The 18,045-nt window shown below is 32.2% G+C and carries 16 protein-coding genes; 10 read left to right on the forward strand and 6 right to left on the reverse strand.

Going from position 1 to position 18,045, the window contains the following annotated elements; all coding sequences use genetic code 11:
* Nucleotides 1-316 precede the first annotated feature (316 nt).
* On the reverse strand, nt 317-1,621 hold the full coding sequence (gene tyrS, locus ACKTSU_RS13225; protein ID WP_408036968.1) for a tyrosine--tRNA ligase: 1,305 nt from the start codon (nt 1,619-1,621) through the stop codon (nt 317-319).
* A 62-nt stretch (nt 1,622-1,683) separates the two neighbouring features.
* On the opposite strand from tyrS, the gene ACKTSU_RS13230 reads away from it, so the two are divergent.
* A complete protein-coding gene (locus tag ACKTSU_RS13230; RefSeq protein WP_408036970.1) occupies nt 1,684-2,685 on the forward strand; it encodes an NAD-dependent epimerase/dehydratase family protein in 1,002 nt (333 codons plus the stop codon).
* A 9-nt stretch (nt 2,686-2,694) separates the two neighbouring features.
* Here ACKTSU_RS13230 and ACKTSU_RS13235 read toward each other — a convergent pair whose 3' ends face one another.
* From ACKTSU_RS13235 to ACKTSU_RS13245, 3 genes are read right to left on the reverse strand one after another with little or no spacing between them, the layout of a single operon-like run.
* A complete protein-coding gene (locus tag ACKTSU_RS13235; protein ID WP_408036972.1) occupies nt 2,695-3,159 on the reverse strand; it encodes a DUF4296 domain-containing protein in 465 nt (154 codons plus the stop codon).
* On the reverse strand, nt 3,160-4,497 hold the full coding sequence (locus tag ACKTSU_RS13240; RefSeq protein ID WP_408036974.1) for a dihydroorotase: 1,338 nt from the start codon (nt 4,495-4,497) through the stop codon (nt 3,160-3,162).
* A gap of 4 nt (nt 4,498-4,501) precedes the next feature.
* The gene (locus ACKTSU_RS13245) at nt 4,502-5,224 is read right to left on the reverse strand and encodes a polyprenol monophosphomannose synthase (RefSeq protein WP_408036976.1); all 723 of its coding nucleotides are present in this window, start codon (nt 5,222-5,224) and stop codon (nt 4,502-4,504) included.
* Nucleotides 5,225-5,300: 76 nt separating this feature from the next.
* Here ACKTSU_RS13245 and ACKTSU_RS13250 point away from each other — a divergent pair, with 76 nt between their 5' ends.
* The 4 genes from ACKTSU_RS13250 to ACKTSU_RS13265 all read left to right on the forward strand — a co-directional run bounded on the left by ACKTSU_RS13250 (nt 5,301) and on the right by ACKTSU_RS13265 (nt 9,960).
* A complete protein-coding gene (locus tag ACKTSU_RS13250; RefSeq protein ID WP_408036977.1) occupies nt 5,301-5,939 on the forward strand; it encodes a DUF4271 domain-containing protein in 639 nt (212 codons plus the stop codon).
* A gap of 14 nt (nt 5,940-5,953) precedes the next feature.
* Nucleotides 5,954-6,700, forward strand: a complete 747-nt coding sequence (locus ACKTSU_RS13255) for a uroporphyrinogen-III synthase (protein ID WP_028891767.1) — start codon at nt 5,954-5,956, stop codon at nt 6,698-6,700.
* A gap of 141 nt (nt 6,701-6,841) precedes the next feature.
* Complete coding sequence (locus ACKTSU_RS13260; RefSeq protein ID WP_408036979.1) at nt 6,842-7,726, forward strand: sterol desaturase family protein; 885 nt, start codon at nt 6,842-6,844, stop codon at nt 7,724-7,726.
* 140 nt (nt 7,727-7,866) lie between these two features.
* On the forward strand, nt 7,867-9,960 hold the full coding sequence (locus ACKTSU_RS13265; RefSeq protein WP_408036981.1) for a S46 family peptidase: 2,094 nt from the start codon (nt 7,867-7,869) through the stop codon (nt 9,958-9,960).
* A gap of 103 nt (nt 9,961-10,063) precedes the next feature.
* Here the strand turns inward: ACKTSU_RS13265 and ACKTSU_RS13270 are convergent, their stop codons facing one another.
* A complete protein-coding gene (locus ACKTSU_RS13270; protein WP_408036983.1) occupies nt 10,064-10,525 on the reverse strand; it encodes a VapA/VapB family virulence-associated protein in 462 nt (153 codons plus the stop codon).
* 253 nt (nt 10,526-10,778) lie between these two features.
* On the opposite strand from ACKTSU_RS13270, the gene ACKTSU_RS13275 reads away from it, so the two are divergent.
* The 5 genes from ACKTSU_RS13275 to ACKTSU_RS13295 are packed head-to-tail and all read left to right on the forward strand — an operon-like array spanning nt 10,779 to nt 17,327.
* Nucleotides 10,779-12,119: an NAD(P)/FAD-dependent oxidoreductase gene (locus ACKTSU_RS13275; RefSeq protein WP_408036984.1), complete on the forward strand. Its 1,341-nt coding sequence runs from the start codon at nt 10,779-10,781 to the stop codon at nt 12,117-12,119.
* Between the two features lie 44 nt (nt 12,120-12,163).
* A complete protein-coding gene (locus tag ACKTSU_RS13280; protein ID WP_408036985.1) occupies nt 12,164-13,744 on the forward strand; it encodes a 4Fe-4S binding protein in 1,581 nt (526 codons plus the stop codon).
* A 50-nt stretch (nt 13,745-13,794) separates the two neighbouring features.
* Nucleotides 13,795-14,487, forward strand: coding sequence for a glycosyltransferase family 2 protein (locus tag ACKTSU_RS13285; protein WP_408036987.1), 693 nt, complete (start codon nt 13,795-13,797; stop codon nt 14,485-14,487).
* Nucleotides 14,487-15,977, forward strand: a complete 1,491-nt coding sequence (locus ACKTSU_RS13290; RefSeq protein ID WP_408036989.1) for a cellulose synthase family protein — start codon at nt 14,487-14,489, stop codon at nt 15,975-15,977. The genes ACKTSU_RS13285 and ACKTSU_RS13290 overlap by 1 nt, the downstream gene beginning before the upstream one ends.
* Entirely contained in the window at nt 15,978-17,327 is a 1,350-nt protein-coding gene (locus ACKTSU_RS13295) for a mannosyltransferase (protein ID WP_408036990.1), read from the forward strand.
* A 135-nt stretch (nt 17,328-17,462) separates the two neighbouring features.
* On the opposite strand, the gene ACKTSU_RS13300 is transcribed toward ACKTSU_RS13295, so the two are convergent.
* Nucleotides 17,463-18,044, reverse strand: a complete 582-nt coding sequence (locus tag ACKTSU_RS13300; protein ID WP_408036992.1) for an acyltransferase — start codon at nt 18,042-18,044, stop codon at nt 17,463-17,465.
* Between the last annotated feature and the right edge of the window lies 1 nt (nt 18,045).

Here is an 18,045-nt window from a genome sequence, read left to right on the forward strand (position 1 = left end):
AAAAAACTTATATTTGCACGGATTTTACGAAAAGATAATGATTGTTTTTTATACTGAAACCAAGAAAGTTACCTCTATTACCCCTGTAAAAAAACTGCAGGAAGTTACAATTTGTAATTCAGTTTGCTCAAGTAACTGCATTAAACCTAAAAGTAAATGCTGTAATAAGTACCAAAAGAAAGGCATTAATTGTAAAAGATGCCCTTTAACATTCGATTTTAAAGCTGTTTCTTAAAAATTTTCCCTTTGTTTATAAATGCAAAAAGCCCTTGATAGAATTTCTATCAAGGGCTTTTTAAATTATATTAGGTATTACTTACGCTACTTTTAATAAAAAGTAATTCTTTTTACCTCTTTGTAGCAATACATACTTATCAGCAATTAAATCTTTTGAAGTGATTACGAAATCTTCACTTACCTTTTCTTTATTTACCGATATTGAATTTTCTTTTAAAGCTCTTCTAGCATCTCCATTAGACTTTAAGAAGCCTGTTTTAGCTGCTAAAGCTGAAACCATATCTAACCCTTCAGAAACATCATCAGATGTTACCTCAGCTTGTGGTACACCATCAAACACATCTAAAAAGGTTTGCTCATCTAAGTTTTTTAAATCGTCAGCTGTTGAATTTCCAAATAAAATATTAGAAGCTGCAATAGCCTTATCTAATTCTTCTTTTGAATGTACAAACGTTGTTACTTCTTCAGCTAACTTCTTTTGTAAAGCTCTTTGGTGTGGTGCTTCTTTATGTTCAGCAATTACAGCATCAATAGTATCTTTATCTAAAAAGGTGAATATCTTTATATACTTCTCAGCATCTTCATCCGAAGTATTTAACCAAAACTGGTAAAACTTGTATACTGATGTTTTATCAGCATCTAACCAAACATTTCCTCCTTCAGATTTTCCGAATTTAGAACCGTCTGCTTTAGTAATTAGCGGACATGTAGCAGCAAATACTTTTGCTTCTTCACCTGGAGTCATTCTACGAACTAATTCTGTACCTGTGGTAATATTACCCCATTGGTCAGAACCTCCCATTTGTAATTTACAATTTAAGGTTTTATATAAATGATAGAAATCATACCCTTGAATTAGTTGATAAGTAAACTCTGTAAAACTCATTCCGTTACCTGCTTCTCCTGTAATACGTTTTTTTACAGAATCTTTTGCCATCATGTAGTTTACAGTGATTCTCTTTCCAACATCACGTACAAATTCGATAAATGAAAAATCTTTCATCCAATCGTAATTATTTACCAATAAAGGAGTGTTTTTAGCTCCGTTATCAAAATTTAAAAAGCGACCTAAGGTTCTTTTTAAACCTTCAACGTTTTTCGCTAAAGCTTCTTCATTTAATAAATTACGCTCATCAGATTTTCCTGTTGGATCACCGATCATACCAGTTGCACCTCCTACTAAAGCTACTGGCTGATGCCCTGCTTTTTCAATGTGAACTAATAAAATAATTGGAACTAAACTACCAATGTGTAACGAATCTGCAGTTGGATCAAAACCAATATAAACCGATGTCATTTCCTTTTGAAGTTGTTCTTCGGTTCCTGGCATAATGTCGTGAATCATTCCACGCCATTGTAATTCTTCTACTAAATTCTTGGTCATTTTATTCTATTTTTAAAGAAGCAAAGATAAGTTTATCAACCAAAATAAACTAAATTCGCTGTATGATTTTAGTTACAGGAGGAACAGGTTTAGTAGGCTCACATTTATTATATTATTTAAGCCAAAAAAACGATACAATTCGAGCTATTTTTAGAACAGAAGAAAAGCGTGATCACGTTAAAAAAATCTTTTCTTTTTACACGGATGATGTGCAGCAGTGCTTTTCAAAAATTGAATGGGTTAAAGCTGATATTACCGAAACTCCTTCTTTAGAAACTGTTTTTAATAATATAACCGAAGTTTATCACTGTGCTGCCTTAGTTTCTTTCAATCCAAAGGATTACAGAAAAATGCGCCAAGTGAATATTGAAGGAACCGCAAACCTTATCAATTTTGCTATTGATGCTGGCGTTAAAAAATTCTGTTTTGTAAGTTCTGTCGCTGCTGTGGGGAATTCTATTAACGGAAAACCAATTAATGAAGAAAACGAATGGTCTGATACTGATGAAAATCACGGATATGCAATAACCAAGTACGGTGCCGAAATGGAAGTGTGGAGAGGTAGCCAAGAAGGATTGAATGTTGTAATTGTAAATCCTGGTGTTATTTTAGGTAGTGGTTTTTGGAACGACGGTTCTGGAAAAATGTTTACCAAAGTAAATAATGGATTTAACTTTTATACCGAAGGTAAAACTGGATTTGTTGGAGTTAAAGATGTGGTAAAAGCAATGATTAACTTAATGAATTCTGACATAAAAAACGAACGTTATATTCTAGTTTCAGAAAATAAATCGTTTCAAGAAGTATTCAATGCTATTGCTGATGGTTTACAGAAAAAAAGACCTTCTAAAAAAGTAGGAAAATTAGCAACTGCTATTTCTTGGAGAATTGACTGGCTTTTAACAAAACTAACAGGAAAAGAGCCTTTATTAAATAAAAACTCTGCTAGATCTGCCCATAACACATCGTTTTATACTTCAAAAAAGATTATAGAACAACTTGATTTTAAATTTGAGCCAATTAATGAAGTGATTTCAGAAACTTGTAAAGACTTTAGAAAATAGGTTCTTAATTTACTCTTTATAATCTCTTTCTTTAAGTTCTTTGGGTATTTCTTTAAGTAATTGCTTTTTATTTAAAACAGAATCTTTTTCAATAGTATTTTTTATTTCTTTTGATTTTTTTATACCTTCTTCAACATTAGGGTTTCCTCTATACATGCTATATAAAGAATCTATATTAAACTTTACTTTTTTTAAGATTTCTGTATATTCATCAACTTGTGAGATGTAATAAATATTACTAATATCAAAACGAGTTGTATCAATCTTATACTTCTCATACACTAAAGTCATATAATTATTCTCTCGTTCTAGAAATTTATTTTTTTGATTTTTAGCAGAAGAAGCTATATACATATCAGTTAATAAAGCTATCATCGAATCTTTTGGAATAAGATTTTCTGGCTTTTCATAAATCGTATTACTGGTACACGAAACTAAAAGTAAACCGATAAGTATATAAGCTGCTTTTCTCATCTATCTGTTAAATAGTAATCGTTTTCCTTTAATTTCTTCGTTAAACGTTCCTTCGTTATACATTAGGTTTCCGTTTACAAAAGTATGGGTTATTTGGTTTGAAAATTCAACACCTTCAAAAGGAGACCATCCACACTTGTATAAAACATTGTCTTTGGTAACTGTCCACTTTTTATCAGCATCAACCAACACCAAATCGGCATAAAAACCTTCTTTGATAAACCCTCTTTTTTCAATTTTGAAGATTTTTGCTGGATTATGGCTCATTTTTTCTACTGCTTTTTCAATTGGCAGCACTCCTTCTTTCACCTTCTCTAAAACAGCAATAACCGCATGTTGTACTAACGGACCTCCACTTGGCGCTTTGGTATATACGTTGTCTTTTTCCTCTATCGTATGAGGTGCATGGTCGGTTGCGATAATATCAATTCTATCATCTAACAATGCTTTCCACAGTCCATCTTTATCTTTTTGAGTTTTCACGGCAGGATTCCACTTAATAAGTGTTCCTTTTTTATCGTAATCAGCATCGGTAAACCACAAATGGTGCACACAAACTTCAGCAGTTATTTGCTTTTCTTCTAACGGAATATCATTTCTGAATAAATGCGTTTCTTTTTCCGTAGATAAATGAAAAATATGTAGGCGAGCTCCTGTTTTCTTAGCTAATTCAATTGCTTTTGATGATGATAAATAACATGCCTCTTCACTACGAATTAACGGATGATATTTTACCGGAATATCATCTCCATATTTTGCTTGATACTCTTCTGTGTTTTTTCTAATAGTTGCTTCATCTTCACAATGAACTGAAATTAACATATCAGTTGAAGAAAATATTTTCTCTAATACTTCTTCATTATCAACTAGCATATTTCCTGTTGACGAACCTAAGAATAGTTTGATTCCAGCAACATCTTTCGGATTCGTTTTTAACAACTCTTCTAAATTATCATTCGTTCCTCCGAACATAAAAGAGTAATTAGCATAGGATGTTTTGCTAGCAATGTCAAACTTGTCTGCTAACAATTCTTGAGTCGTTGCTTGCGGTACCGTGTTTGGCATTTCAATAAAAGAAGTGATACCTCCAGCAATAGCTGCCTTACTTTCTGTTGCAATGTTTGCTTTATGTGTTAATCCAGGCTCACGAAAATGTACCTGATCATCAATCATTCCTGGAATTAAGTATTTACCAGCAGCATCAATTACCTGCATATTATCAGCAGGTACAATGGTTTCATCTATCTTTTTAATAAATTCTCCTTCTAATAAAACATCGCCTTTAAAAACCTTGTTTTCATTAACGATTTGTGCATTTTTAATTAAAATTGATTGCATGTTGTTATTTTGGTAATCCGTTAATTCTCATTTTTATCACGCCAAAAACAGCTTCTTTGATAATTCCTTTGCTAAGTTTCGATTTTCCTAATACTCTGTCTGTGAAAATAACCGAAACTTCTTTTATATTAAATTGGTGTTTCCAAGCTTTGTATTTCATTTCAATCTGAAATGCGTAGCCTACAAACTTTACTTTATCTAACTTAATCGTTTCTAACACCTTTCTTTTATAGCATACAAAACCAGCGGTGGTATCATGAATTGGCATTCGTGTAATCAATCTCACATACTTTGATGCAAAATATGACAACAAAACCCTGCTCATTGGCCAATTTACTACATTTACCCCTACTGAATATCTTGATCCTATTGCTACATCGGCTCCTTCAATAGCACATTCGTTATACAATCGAATTAAATCGTTGGGGTTATGTGAAAAATCGGCATCCATTTCAATAATGTAATCATACTTTTGGGCAATGGCCCATTTGAATCCATGGATGTAGGCAGTACCTAAACCGTTTTTTCCTTTTCTTTTTTCAATAAAAAGCTGACTAGGGAACTCTTTTTGTAGATTTTCTACGATTTCAGCAGTTCCATCAGGTGAGTTATCATCGACCACTAATACATGAAATGCCTTTTCTTGACTAAAAGTTGCTCGAATAATAGCTTCGATGTTTTCTTTTTCGTTATAAGTAGGGATTATGACTAAGGCGTCTGACTTCATGTAATTTTCATATAAATCAAGGCAAAGATACACTAATTTATTACTAATTTTGTGTTAATTAAAAGTATAAAAGCAATTGCAAGCAATAGAGCGAATTATTAATGATAGTAGTTGGATAACCTTGGTTATTGTTACAGCAATTATACTGCTAGCCTTGATGAAACTACTCAAGCCTTCTCAATTATATGGTTATGTTGTAGCTTTTATTTCTCCTGGTTTTTTTCATAAAAGAATTGAAGAAGGAGATTCTTTTTTCACGCCTTTTAGGTTGTTTTTATTTTTCTTTTCTACGATTGTAATTTCGTTATTTCTGTTCCAAGCTGTACTTGCAGATTTATACCCTCAAGGATTTTTAGCTTTTCTTGGGCTATTTTTCTTTGTTACAACATATCTTGCAATACGAGTATTTTTAGATCATGCAATTGCTAATATATTAGGACTAACTTCTATAATTACCTATTTTTCATACACAAAATCAGGCTATTTATATGTACTTTGTATATGGTTACTTCCTTTTATCATAGTGTATCAATATACATTTCCAAATAAACTATTCTTAATTTCCTCTTTCTGTATATTGCTTATTATTAGGGCTTTTTTAATATTAAACAATAATAAAAAGCTTGTGCTTAGTAAGTTGTTCTATTTTATTTTGTACTTTTGCACCCTTGAAATAGCACCGCTATTAATTCTTTATAAAACAACAACTACGTAATAAAGAGAATGTTTATGAAAGTGAAAACTATTTTAGTCTCTCAACCAAAACCAAAGACAGAAACTTCACCGTATTTCGACTTAGCCGAAAAACAAAAAGTAAAAGTTGACTTTCGCTCATTTATACATGTCGAAGGAATCCCTGTAAAGGAGGTAAGAGCTCAAAAGGTAGACTTAAAAAACTACACTGCAATTATTTTAACCAGTAGAAATGCTGTTGATCACTTTTTTAGAATTGCAGAGGAAATGCGTTTTACAGTGCCTGATGACATGAAGTATTTTTGTCAATCTGAAGCAGTGGCTTACTACTTACAAAAGTATGTAGTTTACAGAAAACGTAAAATTTATGTTGGAAACAGAACGTTTCCTGAATTAACTAAATTAATTAAAAAGCATAAAGACGAAAAGTTCTTATTGCCTTCTTCTGACAAATTGAAAGATTTAATTCCAGAAGAATTAAATAAGTTAGGAGTCGACTGGAAGCGTGCTGATTTATACCGCACAGTAGTAAGTGATTTATCTGACTTAGAAGATGTTTTTTATGACATTTTAGTATTCTTTAGTCCATCAGGAATTGATAGTTTATTTGAAAACTTCCCTGATTTCAAACAAAACAATACTAGAATCGCAGTGTTTGGTAATTCAACTATTCAAGCTGTTGAAGATAGAGGTTTACGTGTAGATATCGCTGCACCAACACCTGAAACTCCTTCAATGACGATGGCTTTAGAAAAGTACATTAAAGAAGTGAACAAAAAGTAAGTAAATTAATTTTTTACATACAACCAAGAGACTGTCTACAAAGGCAGTCTCTTTTGTTTTTAACAAATCATTGTAACCTAGGTAACATTTCAAGCATATTTATTTCATTAATTTTACGAAATATTTTTACCCAAAAAACACATGAATAAGTACCTAGACATTATAAAAAACTCATACACTGGTTACTGGAACTACATTAAACAATCAGTGCTAATGGAGTTGAACTGGGAAAATTATTTTTACGGATTAATTATTATTTCTCTAGTGGTATGGGGGTTAGAAATTGTGTTTCCTTGGCGTAAAAATCAGCCTTTATTTAGAAAAGATTTTTGGTTAGATACATTTTACATGTTCTTCAATTTCTTTTTACTAAACCTCATCGTACTTATTGCTTTGTCAAATACAGCAGAGCTGTTTTTTAATGATATTTTAGGTTTGGTTGGACTATCCGTTGCGAATTTTCAACTATTCGACATCAACACATTTCCTTATTGGGCAAGACTTTTCGTATTTTTTATCATTATTGATTTTGTTCAGTGGTTTACGCATACGTTACTGCATCGGTATGAATTTTTATGGGACTTCCACAAAGTACATCACTCAGTAAAACAAATGGGGTTTGCAGCACACCTTCGTTATCACTGGATGGAGCCTGTTGTTTACAACTCCATGAAATATATTCCACTGGCAATTATGGGCGGGTTTACAGCACAAGATGTTGCTATTGTTCACTTTTTTAACATTACTATTGGTCACCTTAATCATGCTAATATTAATTGGGATTATGGCTGGTTAAAATATATTTTGAACAATCCAAAAATGCATATTTGGCATCATGCAAAAGAGCTTCCTGAAGACAGAAAAATGGGCGTGAATTTTGGCATCACACTAAGCATTTGGGATTATATTTTTAAAACAAACTATATTCCGTATAACGGACGTGATATAGAACTAGGATTTGATGGAGATGAAAAATTTCCTAAAGACTTTATTCACCAAGAAATGTATCCGTTAGGAAAAAAATAGAATTTTCATAATTTAAAAAATTCACAATACTCTCACCTCCAAAAAGAGTAATTTTTAACGTATTTTAACTTACTTCTATACAAGCTTCTTCTGAGTAGTTTATTCTCAATTTGTATCTTTATCGCTTTAAAAATTAACAGATGAAGTACATAAAAATTCTATTCTTATTTATTGTCGTTCAAGTTACTGCACAACAAGGTGGTATGTGGATTCCTTCCCTTTTAGAAGGAATGAACGAGCAAGAAATGACTTCTTTAGGAAGTAAATTAACTGCAAAAGACATTTACGATGTAAACAACTCAAGCTTAAAAGATGCTATCGGGCATTTTAACGGAGGTTGTACTAGTGAAGTTATTTCTCCTGAAGGGTTAATATTAACCAATCACCACTGTGGTTTTGGAGAAATTCAATCACACTCTTCTTTAGAAAACGACTACCTTAAAGATGGTTTTTGGGCTATGAGTAAGCAAGAAGAATTGCCTAACGAAAATTTATATGTTGAGTTTATTGTTCGTATTGATGACGTAACTGCAAAAGCGTTAAACGGGGTTACTACTACAATGAGTGAACGCGAAAAGCAATCAACAATTGATAAAAACATCAACGAAATTCAAAAAACAGTACAAAAAGAAGCATGGCAAGGTGTTAAAGTAAAACCTTTTTATAAAGGAAACCAGTACTTCTTATTTGTTACTGAAAAATTTGAAGACGTTCGTTTAGTAGGTGCTCCACCAAGTAGTATTGGTAAATTTGGTAGTGATACTGATAACTGGGTTTTCCCTCGTCATACAGGAGATTTTTCTTTATTTAGAATCTATGCTGATAAAAATAATCGTCCTGCTAAATACAGCAAAGACAACGTTCCTTACAAACCAAAGCACTTTTTACCAGTTTCTTTAGATGGAATTGAAGAAGGTGATTTTACGATGGTTTTCGGGTTCCCTGGTACTACTAACGAGTACTTACCTGCTGTAGCTATTCAACATATTACGCAAGAATTTAACCCAAGTAATATTGCTATTAGAGAAGCTGCTTTAAAAGAAATTGATGCACAAATGAAAGCAAGTGATGCTGTTCGTATCAAATATGCATCAAAACAAGCTCGTATTGCAAATGCATGGAAAAAATGGATTGGTGAAAACTTAGGTATAAAAAAGAGTAATGCAATTGCTGAGCGTCAAGCTTTCGAAGCTACCTTCAAAAAGGCCTTAAAGGAAAAAGGATTAGAAGCTAGCTACGGAAATATTCTACCAGAGTTTGAAAAACTATATGCTGACTTTGCTGACATCAACATTAAAAGAAGAAACTTTATTGAAGTTTTTTTAGTTACTAACGAGTTAATGCAAATGACGTTTAGAGCTTACCAATTAGAACAAGTAGCTTTAAATAAACCTGAAAGATTTGATGAGGCTAGAAACTCATACATCAACAGACTTAAAGGAATCCACAAAGACTTTGATGCGAATGTAGACAAAGGAGTATTTAATAATGTGATGTCTTTATACAACTCTAAAAATGTAGATGCTTCTATCTACAACAAAACTAGCTTTACTAACTTAGATAAAGCTTTAAAGTTATTTGAAGGAGATGCTGAAAAGGTAGTAAAAAACTTAAACAAAGATGCTGCTTACAAATATGCAAAACCTATGATTGAAGAGTTTTTCACGAAAATAGATCCTGAGTTCCAACAAAAAAACCAACCTATTACTGCTTTACAAAAAACATATATGAAAGCCTTAATGGAAGCATTACCAACAGCTCGTTATTTCCCAGATGCTAACAGTACGTTACGTGTTACTTACGGTCAAGTTCGTGGATATTCACCAAGAGATGCGGTATACTACAATCCTGTAAGTTATTTAGACGGTGTTATTGAAAAATGCGTTCCTGATGATTATGAGTTTGACGTACCTCAAAAATTACGCGATTTATACGATGCTAAAGATTTTGGGCAATACACCGATAAAAACGGAAAAGTCCCTGTATGCTTCTTAGGAACCAACCATACCACAGGTGGTAACTCTGGTAGTCCTGCTATCGACGCTCACGGAAATTTAATCGGATTAAACTTTGACCGTGTATGGGAAGGTACCATGAGTGATATGAATTACGATCCTGAAATTTGTAGAAACATCATGGTGGATGCTCGTTATATTTTATTTATCATTGATAAATACGCCGGAGCAAAACATTTAATTGATGAAATGAAATTAGTACATCCAAAGAAAAAATAAAAGAAAGAATACTTTTATAATGAAAGAGGTTGTCTTAGTTACTAAGACAACCTCTTTTTTATTTTAAAACTTCATTAAAAACCTGAAAGGTCTTAATCATATTTTAAGACCAACTACCAGAGCCTCCTCCTGTTCCAGTAGCAGTAGATACAGAGCCCGCTTGAAAGTGTCCAAGTAATTTTGAATTTTTATCAAAAAAGTAAAATGCAGTATATACTGGAGTTGCTGTAAATGTGAAACTAGTAGTTTCTTTATACAACTGGTCTAATGAACCCGCATTACTTAAATATACGTCTCCAAACAACGCTCCTCCACCAGGAAAACTTATTCCCCAAGCATTACCATTAAATGTTTTACCATTATTTATACTACACTGTGCTTTTACATAAAAAACTAAACTTGCTAAAGCTCCATGTGCCCCATATGCTGAAGCAGCTTTTAGAGATGCACTATCTACATTTTCAAGATTTTCTACCGCTTTTGAGATAGATTCTGAACTTAAAAGATCTTTAAAATTGTTTTCAAAATCTTCAACTAATTGGTTTTGTTTTGTTGCTGTTTTCATAATAATAACTTTTAATTTAAATTATTCTTAACCCTGTTAATAACAGAGCTTATTTTTAGGTTAACCTTTGTATCAAAATTCATAATTAAATGATCAACCCTTCAACAAAAACCCATAAACGATTGATAATCAATCACGAACACAAGAAATCAACCCTCTTTCTATTTTTTATACTGTTTATACTTGTTCTAAATTAAGATACTATATTAAGTTCTTAACTTTAACAACGACCTAAACTGCAAAATCAATTTTTATGGAGCATGTCGTTATTATTGGTAATGGAATTTCTGGTGTTACTGCTGCAAGACACATTAGAAAATTATCAGACAAAAAAATCACCATTATTTCTGCTGAAACTGAAGAGTTCTTTTCAAGAACAGCATTAATGTATGTGTATATGGGGCACATGAAATTTGAGCATACAAAGCCTTACGAATCATGGTTTTGGAAGAAAAACAACATCGAACTCAAAAAAGATTATGTTACTAAAGTACATTCATCAACCAAAGAAATTGAATTTAGTAATGGTGAAAAATTAGCGTATGATACATTAATCATCGCTACAGGCTCCAAACCTAATAAGTTTGGTTGGCCAGGGCAAAATTTAGAGGGAGTAATGGGCATGTATCACAAACAAGATCTAGAGTCACTTGAAAAATATGCTCCAAATAATCAAATATGCAAAAGAGCGGTTATTGTTGGTGGTGGATTGATTGGTATTGAACTAGCCGAAATGCTTCATAGTAGGAATATTCCTGTTACTTTTTTAGTTCGTGAGGATAGTTTCTGGAATAAAGTTTTACCTACAGAAGAATCAGCTATGATAAATCGTGAAATTTTAGAAAACCATATTGATTTGCGTTTAGGAGTGAATCTTAAAGAAATTAAAGCTGATGAAAACGGACATGTAAAATCTGTAATTATTGAAGAAACTGGTGAAGAAATCACTTGTGATGTTGTAGGATTAACCGCAGGAGTTTCTCCAAATATCGATTTTTTAAAAGGTTCAGAAATTGAACTTGGTAAAGGAGTTAAAGTAAATCCTTTTTTAGAAACAAACATCAAAGATATTTATGCTATTGGTGATTGTGCTGAACAACACGAAGCTATCGGGTTGCGACGTCCTATTGAAGCTGTTTGGTACACTGGTAGAATGATGGGGGAAACAGTAGCTCAAACTATTTGTGGTAACAAAACTCAATATAAACCTGGACACTGGTTTAACTCTGCTAAATTTATTGATATCGAATACCAAACCTACGGTTGGGTATGGGCACAACCTAAAAAAAATGAGACACATTTTTATTGGGAGCATGAAAGTGACAAAAAATGTATTCGATTAAATTACGATAAAAACACACAAGAATTTATCGGAATAAACACCTTAGGAATACGTATGCGTCATGCCTTTTTTGATAAAGTTCTGACAGAAAAACGTTCTGTAACTTATGTATTAGAACATCTTGCAGATGCTAATTTCGATCCAGAATTTTATAAGCTTCATGAACCAGAAATTGTGGCAAAATTCAACAAAGAAAATAATACTACTATTCAATTAAAAAAGAAAAGCTGGAAACGCATTTTTAGCATTTAAACATGAACCCTCTTAAAGGAATTAGGTAAATCAAATTAACCGTAATGAAAGTAATACAAAACATAGGATTAAGCGTCTTTTTACTTGGATTAAGTATTTTCGTTTCTCTCATTTTCTTAGGGAAATATGAACTTAGTTCAGTACTTTTTGAAAAAGTAATCTCTAATAAAGGCATAAAAAGTGAGCTTTTTATTAATGATATAAAGAATAATGTTGTTGGAAAAGAATTCACTAATCCTTTTTCATTTTCTTCTAAAATTACTTCTGCCTTGGAAGTAGCTAATACTACTCACAAAGAAAATAGTGAATGGGATAAAGTTATTTGGAGTAAACCCCATAGTTTTTCTTATGAAATAGCAAAAGAAGCTGGAACAGGAATTGTAAAAGAAAATAAAAGTCTTTTTTGGCTACTGACCTTCGGTTTAGGAATCATTGGTTCTTTATTATTTATCATTCCAACTGTAATTACCCAAGGACCTCCAGGTATTAAAAATAATGGCATTTGGTTGAATTCTTCCACTAATAGAGGTTGGATTGGTTGGTTTGTTTTTTTATTTTTGGTTACATTCTATATACTTCTTTATTTCTTTCCAGATTATATAGTAAACTGGACATACATTGTTGATCCAATCAGCCAATATTTGAGTGGAAATTTAGCGTCTCAATGGTTTTTGTACGGATTTTTGTATTGCGTGGTAATGATTGTGATGGCAATAAGAATGTACATTAAATACCGTCATAATAAATATCAAACCCTAAGAACAACATCTGTTTTATTTTTTCAAATTGTTTTTGCTTTCTTAATTCCAGAAATATTAGTTCGTTTTGAAAAACCTTGGTACGATTTTAAAAATGCTTTTCCGTTAGATTATGATTTCTTTTTTAGTTGGAATTTAGATCAGCTAATTGCTAGCGGTGGCTTCGGTTTGTTCATTTTAGTTTGGGGAATTGTACTCACCTTAGTCATTGTTCCGGTTATGGTATATTTCTTCGGAAAACGTTGGTACTGTTCTTGGGTTTGTGGTTGTGGTGGATTAGCAGAAACTTTAGGAGATCCCTACCGACAGCTATCAGACAAATCTTTAAAAGCATGGAAATTTGAACGCTGGATAGTCCATGGAGTTCTTGTATTTGCCTTAATAATGACTGGCTTCACATTATATTCTTATTTTTCTGGAAGTCAAGAAGTATTAGGAATTAAAACGCAAACCATTCAAGATATTTATGGTTTCTTAATAGGATCTATCTTTGCAGGTGTTATTGGCACAGGGTTTTATCCAATTTTCGGTAACCGTGTTTGGTGTCGTTTTGGATGTCCGTTAGCTGCTTATTTAGGAATTGTACAACGTTTTAAATCTCGATTTAGAATTACTACCAATGGTGGGCAATGTATTTCTTGCGGAAATTGTTCTACATATTGTGAACAAGGAATTGATGTACGTGCTTATGCTCAAAAAGGAGAAAACATAGTACGTGCTAGTTGCGTTGGCTGCGGAATTTGTTCGGCTGTTTGTCCTCGTGGTGTATTAAAATTAGAAAACGGACCAGAAAAAGGACGTATCAATCCTACAGAAATTTTACTTGGTAACGATGTAGATTTGATGAAACTGGTGAATAAAAAATAAATTTTATTCAATTCTAAAAACACAATACCTTGCAAGCTTTAAAATAGCAAATGAAACCTTTAATTAAAGTAATCATCCCCGCCTATAACGAACAAGATTCTATTGCTCTTGTTATAAACGACATTCCTTCCATAGTAGATGAAGTCATTGTGATTAGCAATAATTCAACTGACAATACCGAAGTTAATGCAAAAAATGCAAGTGCTACAGTACTTTCTGAAAATAGAAAAGGGTACGGATATGCTTGTTTAAAAGGAATGGAGTATGTTTCCTTAAAAAAAGAAAAACCAGATATCATTGTTTTCTTAGATGGAGATTATTCTGATTACCCTGAACAACTCAACGAACTTGTTGAACCTATACTTAAAAACAATATAGATTTTGTGATAGGTGCTCGAGTAAAACACTTGCGTGAACATGGCTCTATGACTCCACAACAAATTTTCGGCAACTGGTTAGCTACAACTTTAATGAAACTATTTTTTTGCGCTAAATTCACCGATTTAGGTCCGTTTAGAGCTATTAAATACGACAAACTATTAGCTTTACAAATGGAGGATAAAACCTACGGATGGACGGTTGAAATGCAATTAAAAGCCTTAAAGCAAAAATTAAGCTATACTGAAATCCCTATGAAATACCGAAACAGAATAGGCGTTTCAAAAGTTTCAGGAACTCTAAAAGGTAGTATATTAGCTGGCGTTAAAATTTTAGGTTGGATCTTTAAATATAGCTTCAAATAATGGTCTTAGAATACATAATAATTACGCTATACACCATATCGCTAGTTCTTATTTTACTATATGCTTTAGCGCAATTTAACTTGCTGATAAATTACTTAAAAGCAAGAAAAAAACAAGACAACTCACTTAAATTTGATTTTTCAAATCCGATCGAAATTCCTTATGTAACCATACAATTACCCGTTTTTAATGAGTTGTATGTCATGGAACGCTTGCTAAATAATATAGCGAAACTTGAGTATCCCCGTGAAAAATTAGAAATTCAAGTACTGGATGATTCTACAGATGAATCGGTTGAAAGTACTGCGAAACAAATAGCAGAACTTCAAAAAACGGGATTAGACATTCAACATATTACACGAGAAAATCGTCAAGGATTTAAAGCTGGAGCTTTAAAAGAAGGGTTAAAAACTGCTAAAGGAGAGTTCATAGCCATTTTTGACGCAGATTTTTTACCTAAAGAAAACTGGTTGTTAGAAACGGTTCCTTATTTCAAGAATCCTAGAATTGGTGTGGTACAAACTCGTTGGGGACACATCAACAGAAACTATTCGACCTTAACAAAAATTCAAGCTTTTGCCTTAGATGCTCATTTCACTTTAGAACAAGTGGGGCGAAATAGTCAAGGGCATTTCATCAATTTTAATGGTACCGCTGGTATTTGGCGTAAAGAATGTATTTATGATGCAGGAAATTGGGAAGGAGATACCTTGACTGAAGATTTAGATCTAAGTTACCGCGCACAATTAAAAAACTGGAAATTCAAATACTTAGAAAATGTTGTAACTCCAGCTGAATTACCTGTGGTTATTAGTGCTGCTCGCTCACAACAATTTAGATGGAATAAAGGTGGGGCCGAAAATTTTCAAAAAATGCTAAAAAGGATTCTTACAAGTAAGAATATTCCTTTGAAAACTAAAATTCACGGAACTCTACACCTTCTAAATAGTTCAATGTTTACTTGCATTTTTTTAGTAGCTATTTTAAGTATACCCATGTTGTATATTAAAAATGAGTATGCACATTTAAAAATTTACTTTTTAGTGATGAGTTTCTTCATCATAAGCACACTGATTTTCTTTATTTGTTATTGGTTTATGTACAAGAAAACTTATGGAGGAGGTATGTTAAACTTTATAAAATATATTGGAGCTTTTTTTGCCTTTTTCTCAGTTGCCATGGGCTTTTCCCTACACAATACCATTGCTGTTTTAGAAGGTCATTTAGGAAAGAAAAGTGAATTTGTTAGAACGCCAAAATTCAATATTAAATCGTTAAAAGATAGTTGGAAAAACAACAAATACATCCGTAAAAAACCTTCATTACATGTAATTATTGAAGGAGCTTTAACGCTATATTTTGCATTTGGAATGTATAGCGCTTTTATTGTTGGAAATAAAGGCGGTGATTTCGGAATGTTCCCTTTTCACTTAATGTTGTTTGTTGGTTTTGGTTATGTATTTTATAAATCTCTGTTTTCTAAGGCGTAAATGTCTTTGCTAAAAAAATACAACGTACTTATACTAACATTTGTTAGTGTATGCTTTTATACCTTTTTTGCCTATTCTTTAGAACGTACCGAGTTTTACAAACTACTAATTTTGTGGATTGGCTTATTTGGTTCTTTTTATTTTTTGCTACAAAACAAACAGATTTCTTTTAAATATTGGCTTGCTATTGCAATTCTTTTTAGGTTGATATTCTTATTTGCCATACCTAATTTATCGCAAGATTTTTATCGATTTATTTGGGATGGTCGTATGATTTTAGAAGGATTTAATCCGTATTTATCATTACCTCAAACTTTAATTGAGCAAAACAACGCACCTATTTTACAAGCAACAGAATTGTATAAGGGAATGGGGCAATTAAACGGAAGTCATTATACTAATTATCCTCCCATTAATCAGTTGTGTTTTTTATTAGCAGCTTTGTTTTCTAAACATAGTATTTTAGGAAGTGTGATTGTGATGCGCCTCCTCATTACTTTGGCTGATATTGGAATTTTATACTTCGGAAAAAAGCTCTTAGAAAAATTACAGTTACCCGTTCATAATATCTTTTTATATGTTTTAAATCCTTTTGTTATTATTGAATTTACTGGAAACTTACATTTTGAGCCAATTATGCTATTTTTTGTAGTTTGGAGTTTATACAAGCTACAACAGCGAAAATGGATTTGGGCAAGTGTTTTGTTAGCTTGTGCGGTTTCGGTAAAACTAATTCCTTTGATTTTCTTACCCTTATTTTATCAATGGTTTGTAAAAAATGAAACACCTAATACTGTCGTTATCAAAAGATTAATTAGTTTTTATGCAGTTGTACTATTAACAATTACCATAACCTTCCTTCCATTTTTCTCTTTTGAATTCATAGCGAATTATTCGAATTCTGTAGGGCTTTGGTTTCGAAATTTCGAGTTTAATGCGAGCTTCTACTATATTGCAAGGGAAATAGGTTATTTATTTAGAGGATATAATGAGATTGCTATTATAGGTAAGATAATCCCTCTTCTTACTGTTAGCTTTTTGTTAGTTCTTACTTTTTTCCGAAGAAATACTTCTATGATGCAATTGATAACAGCAATGTTATTTAGTTTATCGTTCTATTATTTTGTAAGTACAACAATGCACCCTTGGTATATTGGTTCTCTTTTAATTTTATCGGTATTTACCAAATATCGTTTCCCTGTAATTTGGAGCTTTGTCATTATATTAAGTTATCAGGCTTACGCTAACACTCCTTGGAAGGAAAATTTTTGGTTAATTACCTTAGAATATGTGGTTTTATACTCTTTCTTGATTTGGGAATTGGGTATAAAAAAACCCACTCATAATTGAGTGGGAAAAATTGCTATGAAAAAGAAAAAGAAAGTGGTTTTTCAACCACGTCTCAAAGATAAATAAGTTTTTCTTTTTCTCAAATATTTTTTTATTTTTTTTTTAATCTTTTTTTTACTTTCTATAAACCTTTGATTAACACTTAATAACTTTGTTATCTTTAAGTTGGTATTTTTCTCCACTTTCTGAACAAACAGCATATCCTTTTTCATCAAAATCCAAGCGATGACCATATTCACTTATCCAACCTATTTGCTTAGAAGGATTCCCTACAACTAATGCATAGGGAGCAACTTCTTTTGTAACTACTGCTCCAGCACCAATAAAAGCATATTCTCCTATATTGTTACCGCAAACAATCGTTGCATTGGCACCTATACTCGCGCCTTTTTTTACAACGGTTTCTAAGTATTGATCTTGTCTTTTAATAGCGCTACGCGGATTAATAACGTTCGTAAACACCATAGACGGGCCTAAAAAAACATCATCTTCACAAATAACCCCTGTATAAATAGAAACATTGTTTTGAACTTTTACATTACTACCCAAAACAACTTGTGATGATACCACTACATTTTGACCTATATTACAATTATTCCCTATTGTACAATTAGGCATTATATGACTAAAATGCCAAATTTTTGTTCCTTCTCCAATAGTACATCCGTCATCTATAACAGCTGTTTCGTGTGCAAAAAACGTTTTATTTGTATCCATA

Origin of the sequence: Tenacibaculum aestuarii, assembly GCF_964510395.1 — a bacterium.
Taxonomy (GTDB): domain Bacteria; phylum Bacteroidota; class Bacteroidia; order Flavobacteriales; family Flavobacteriaceae; genus Polaribacter; species Polaribacter aestuarii.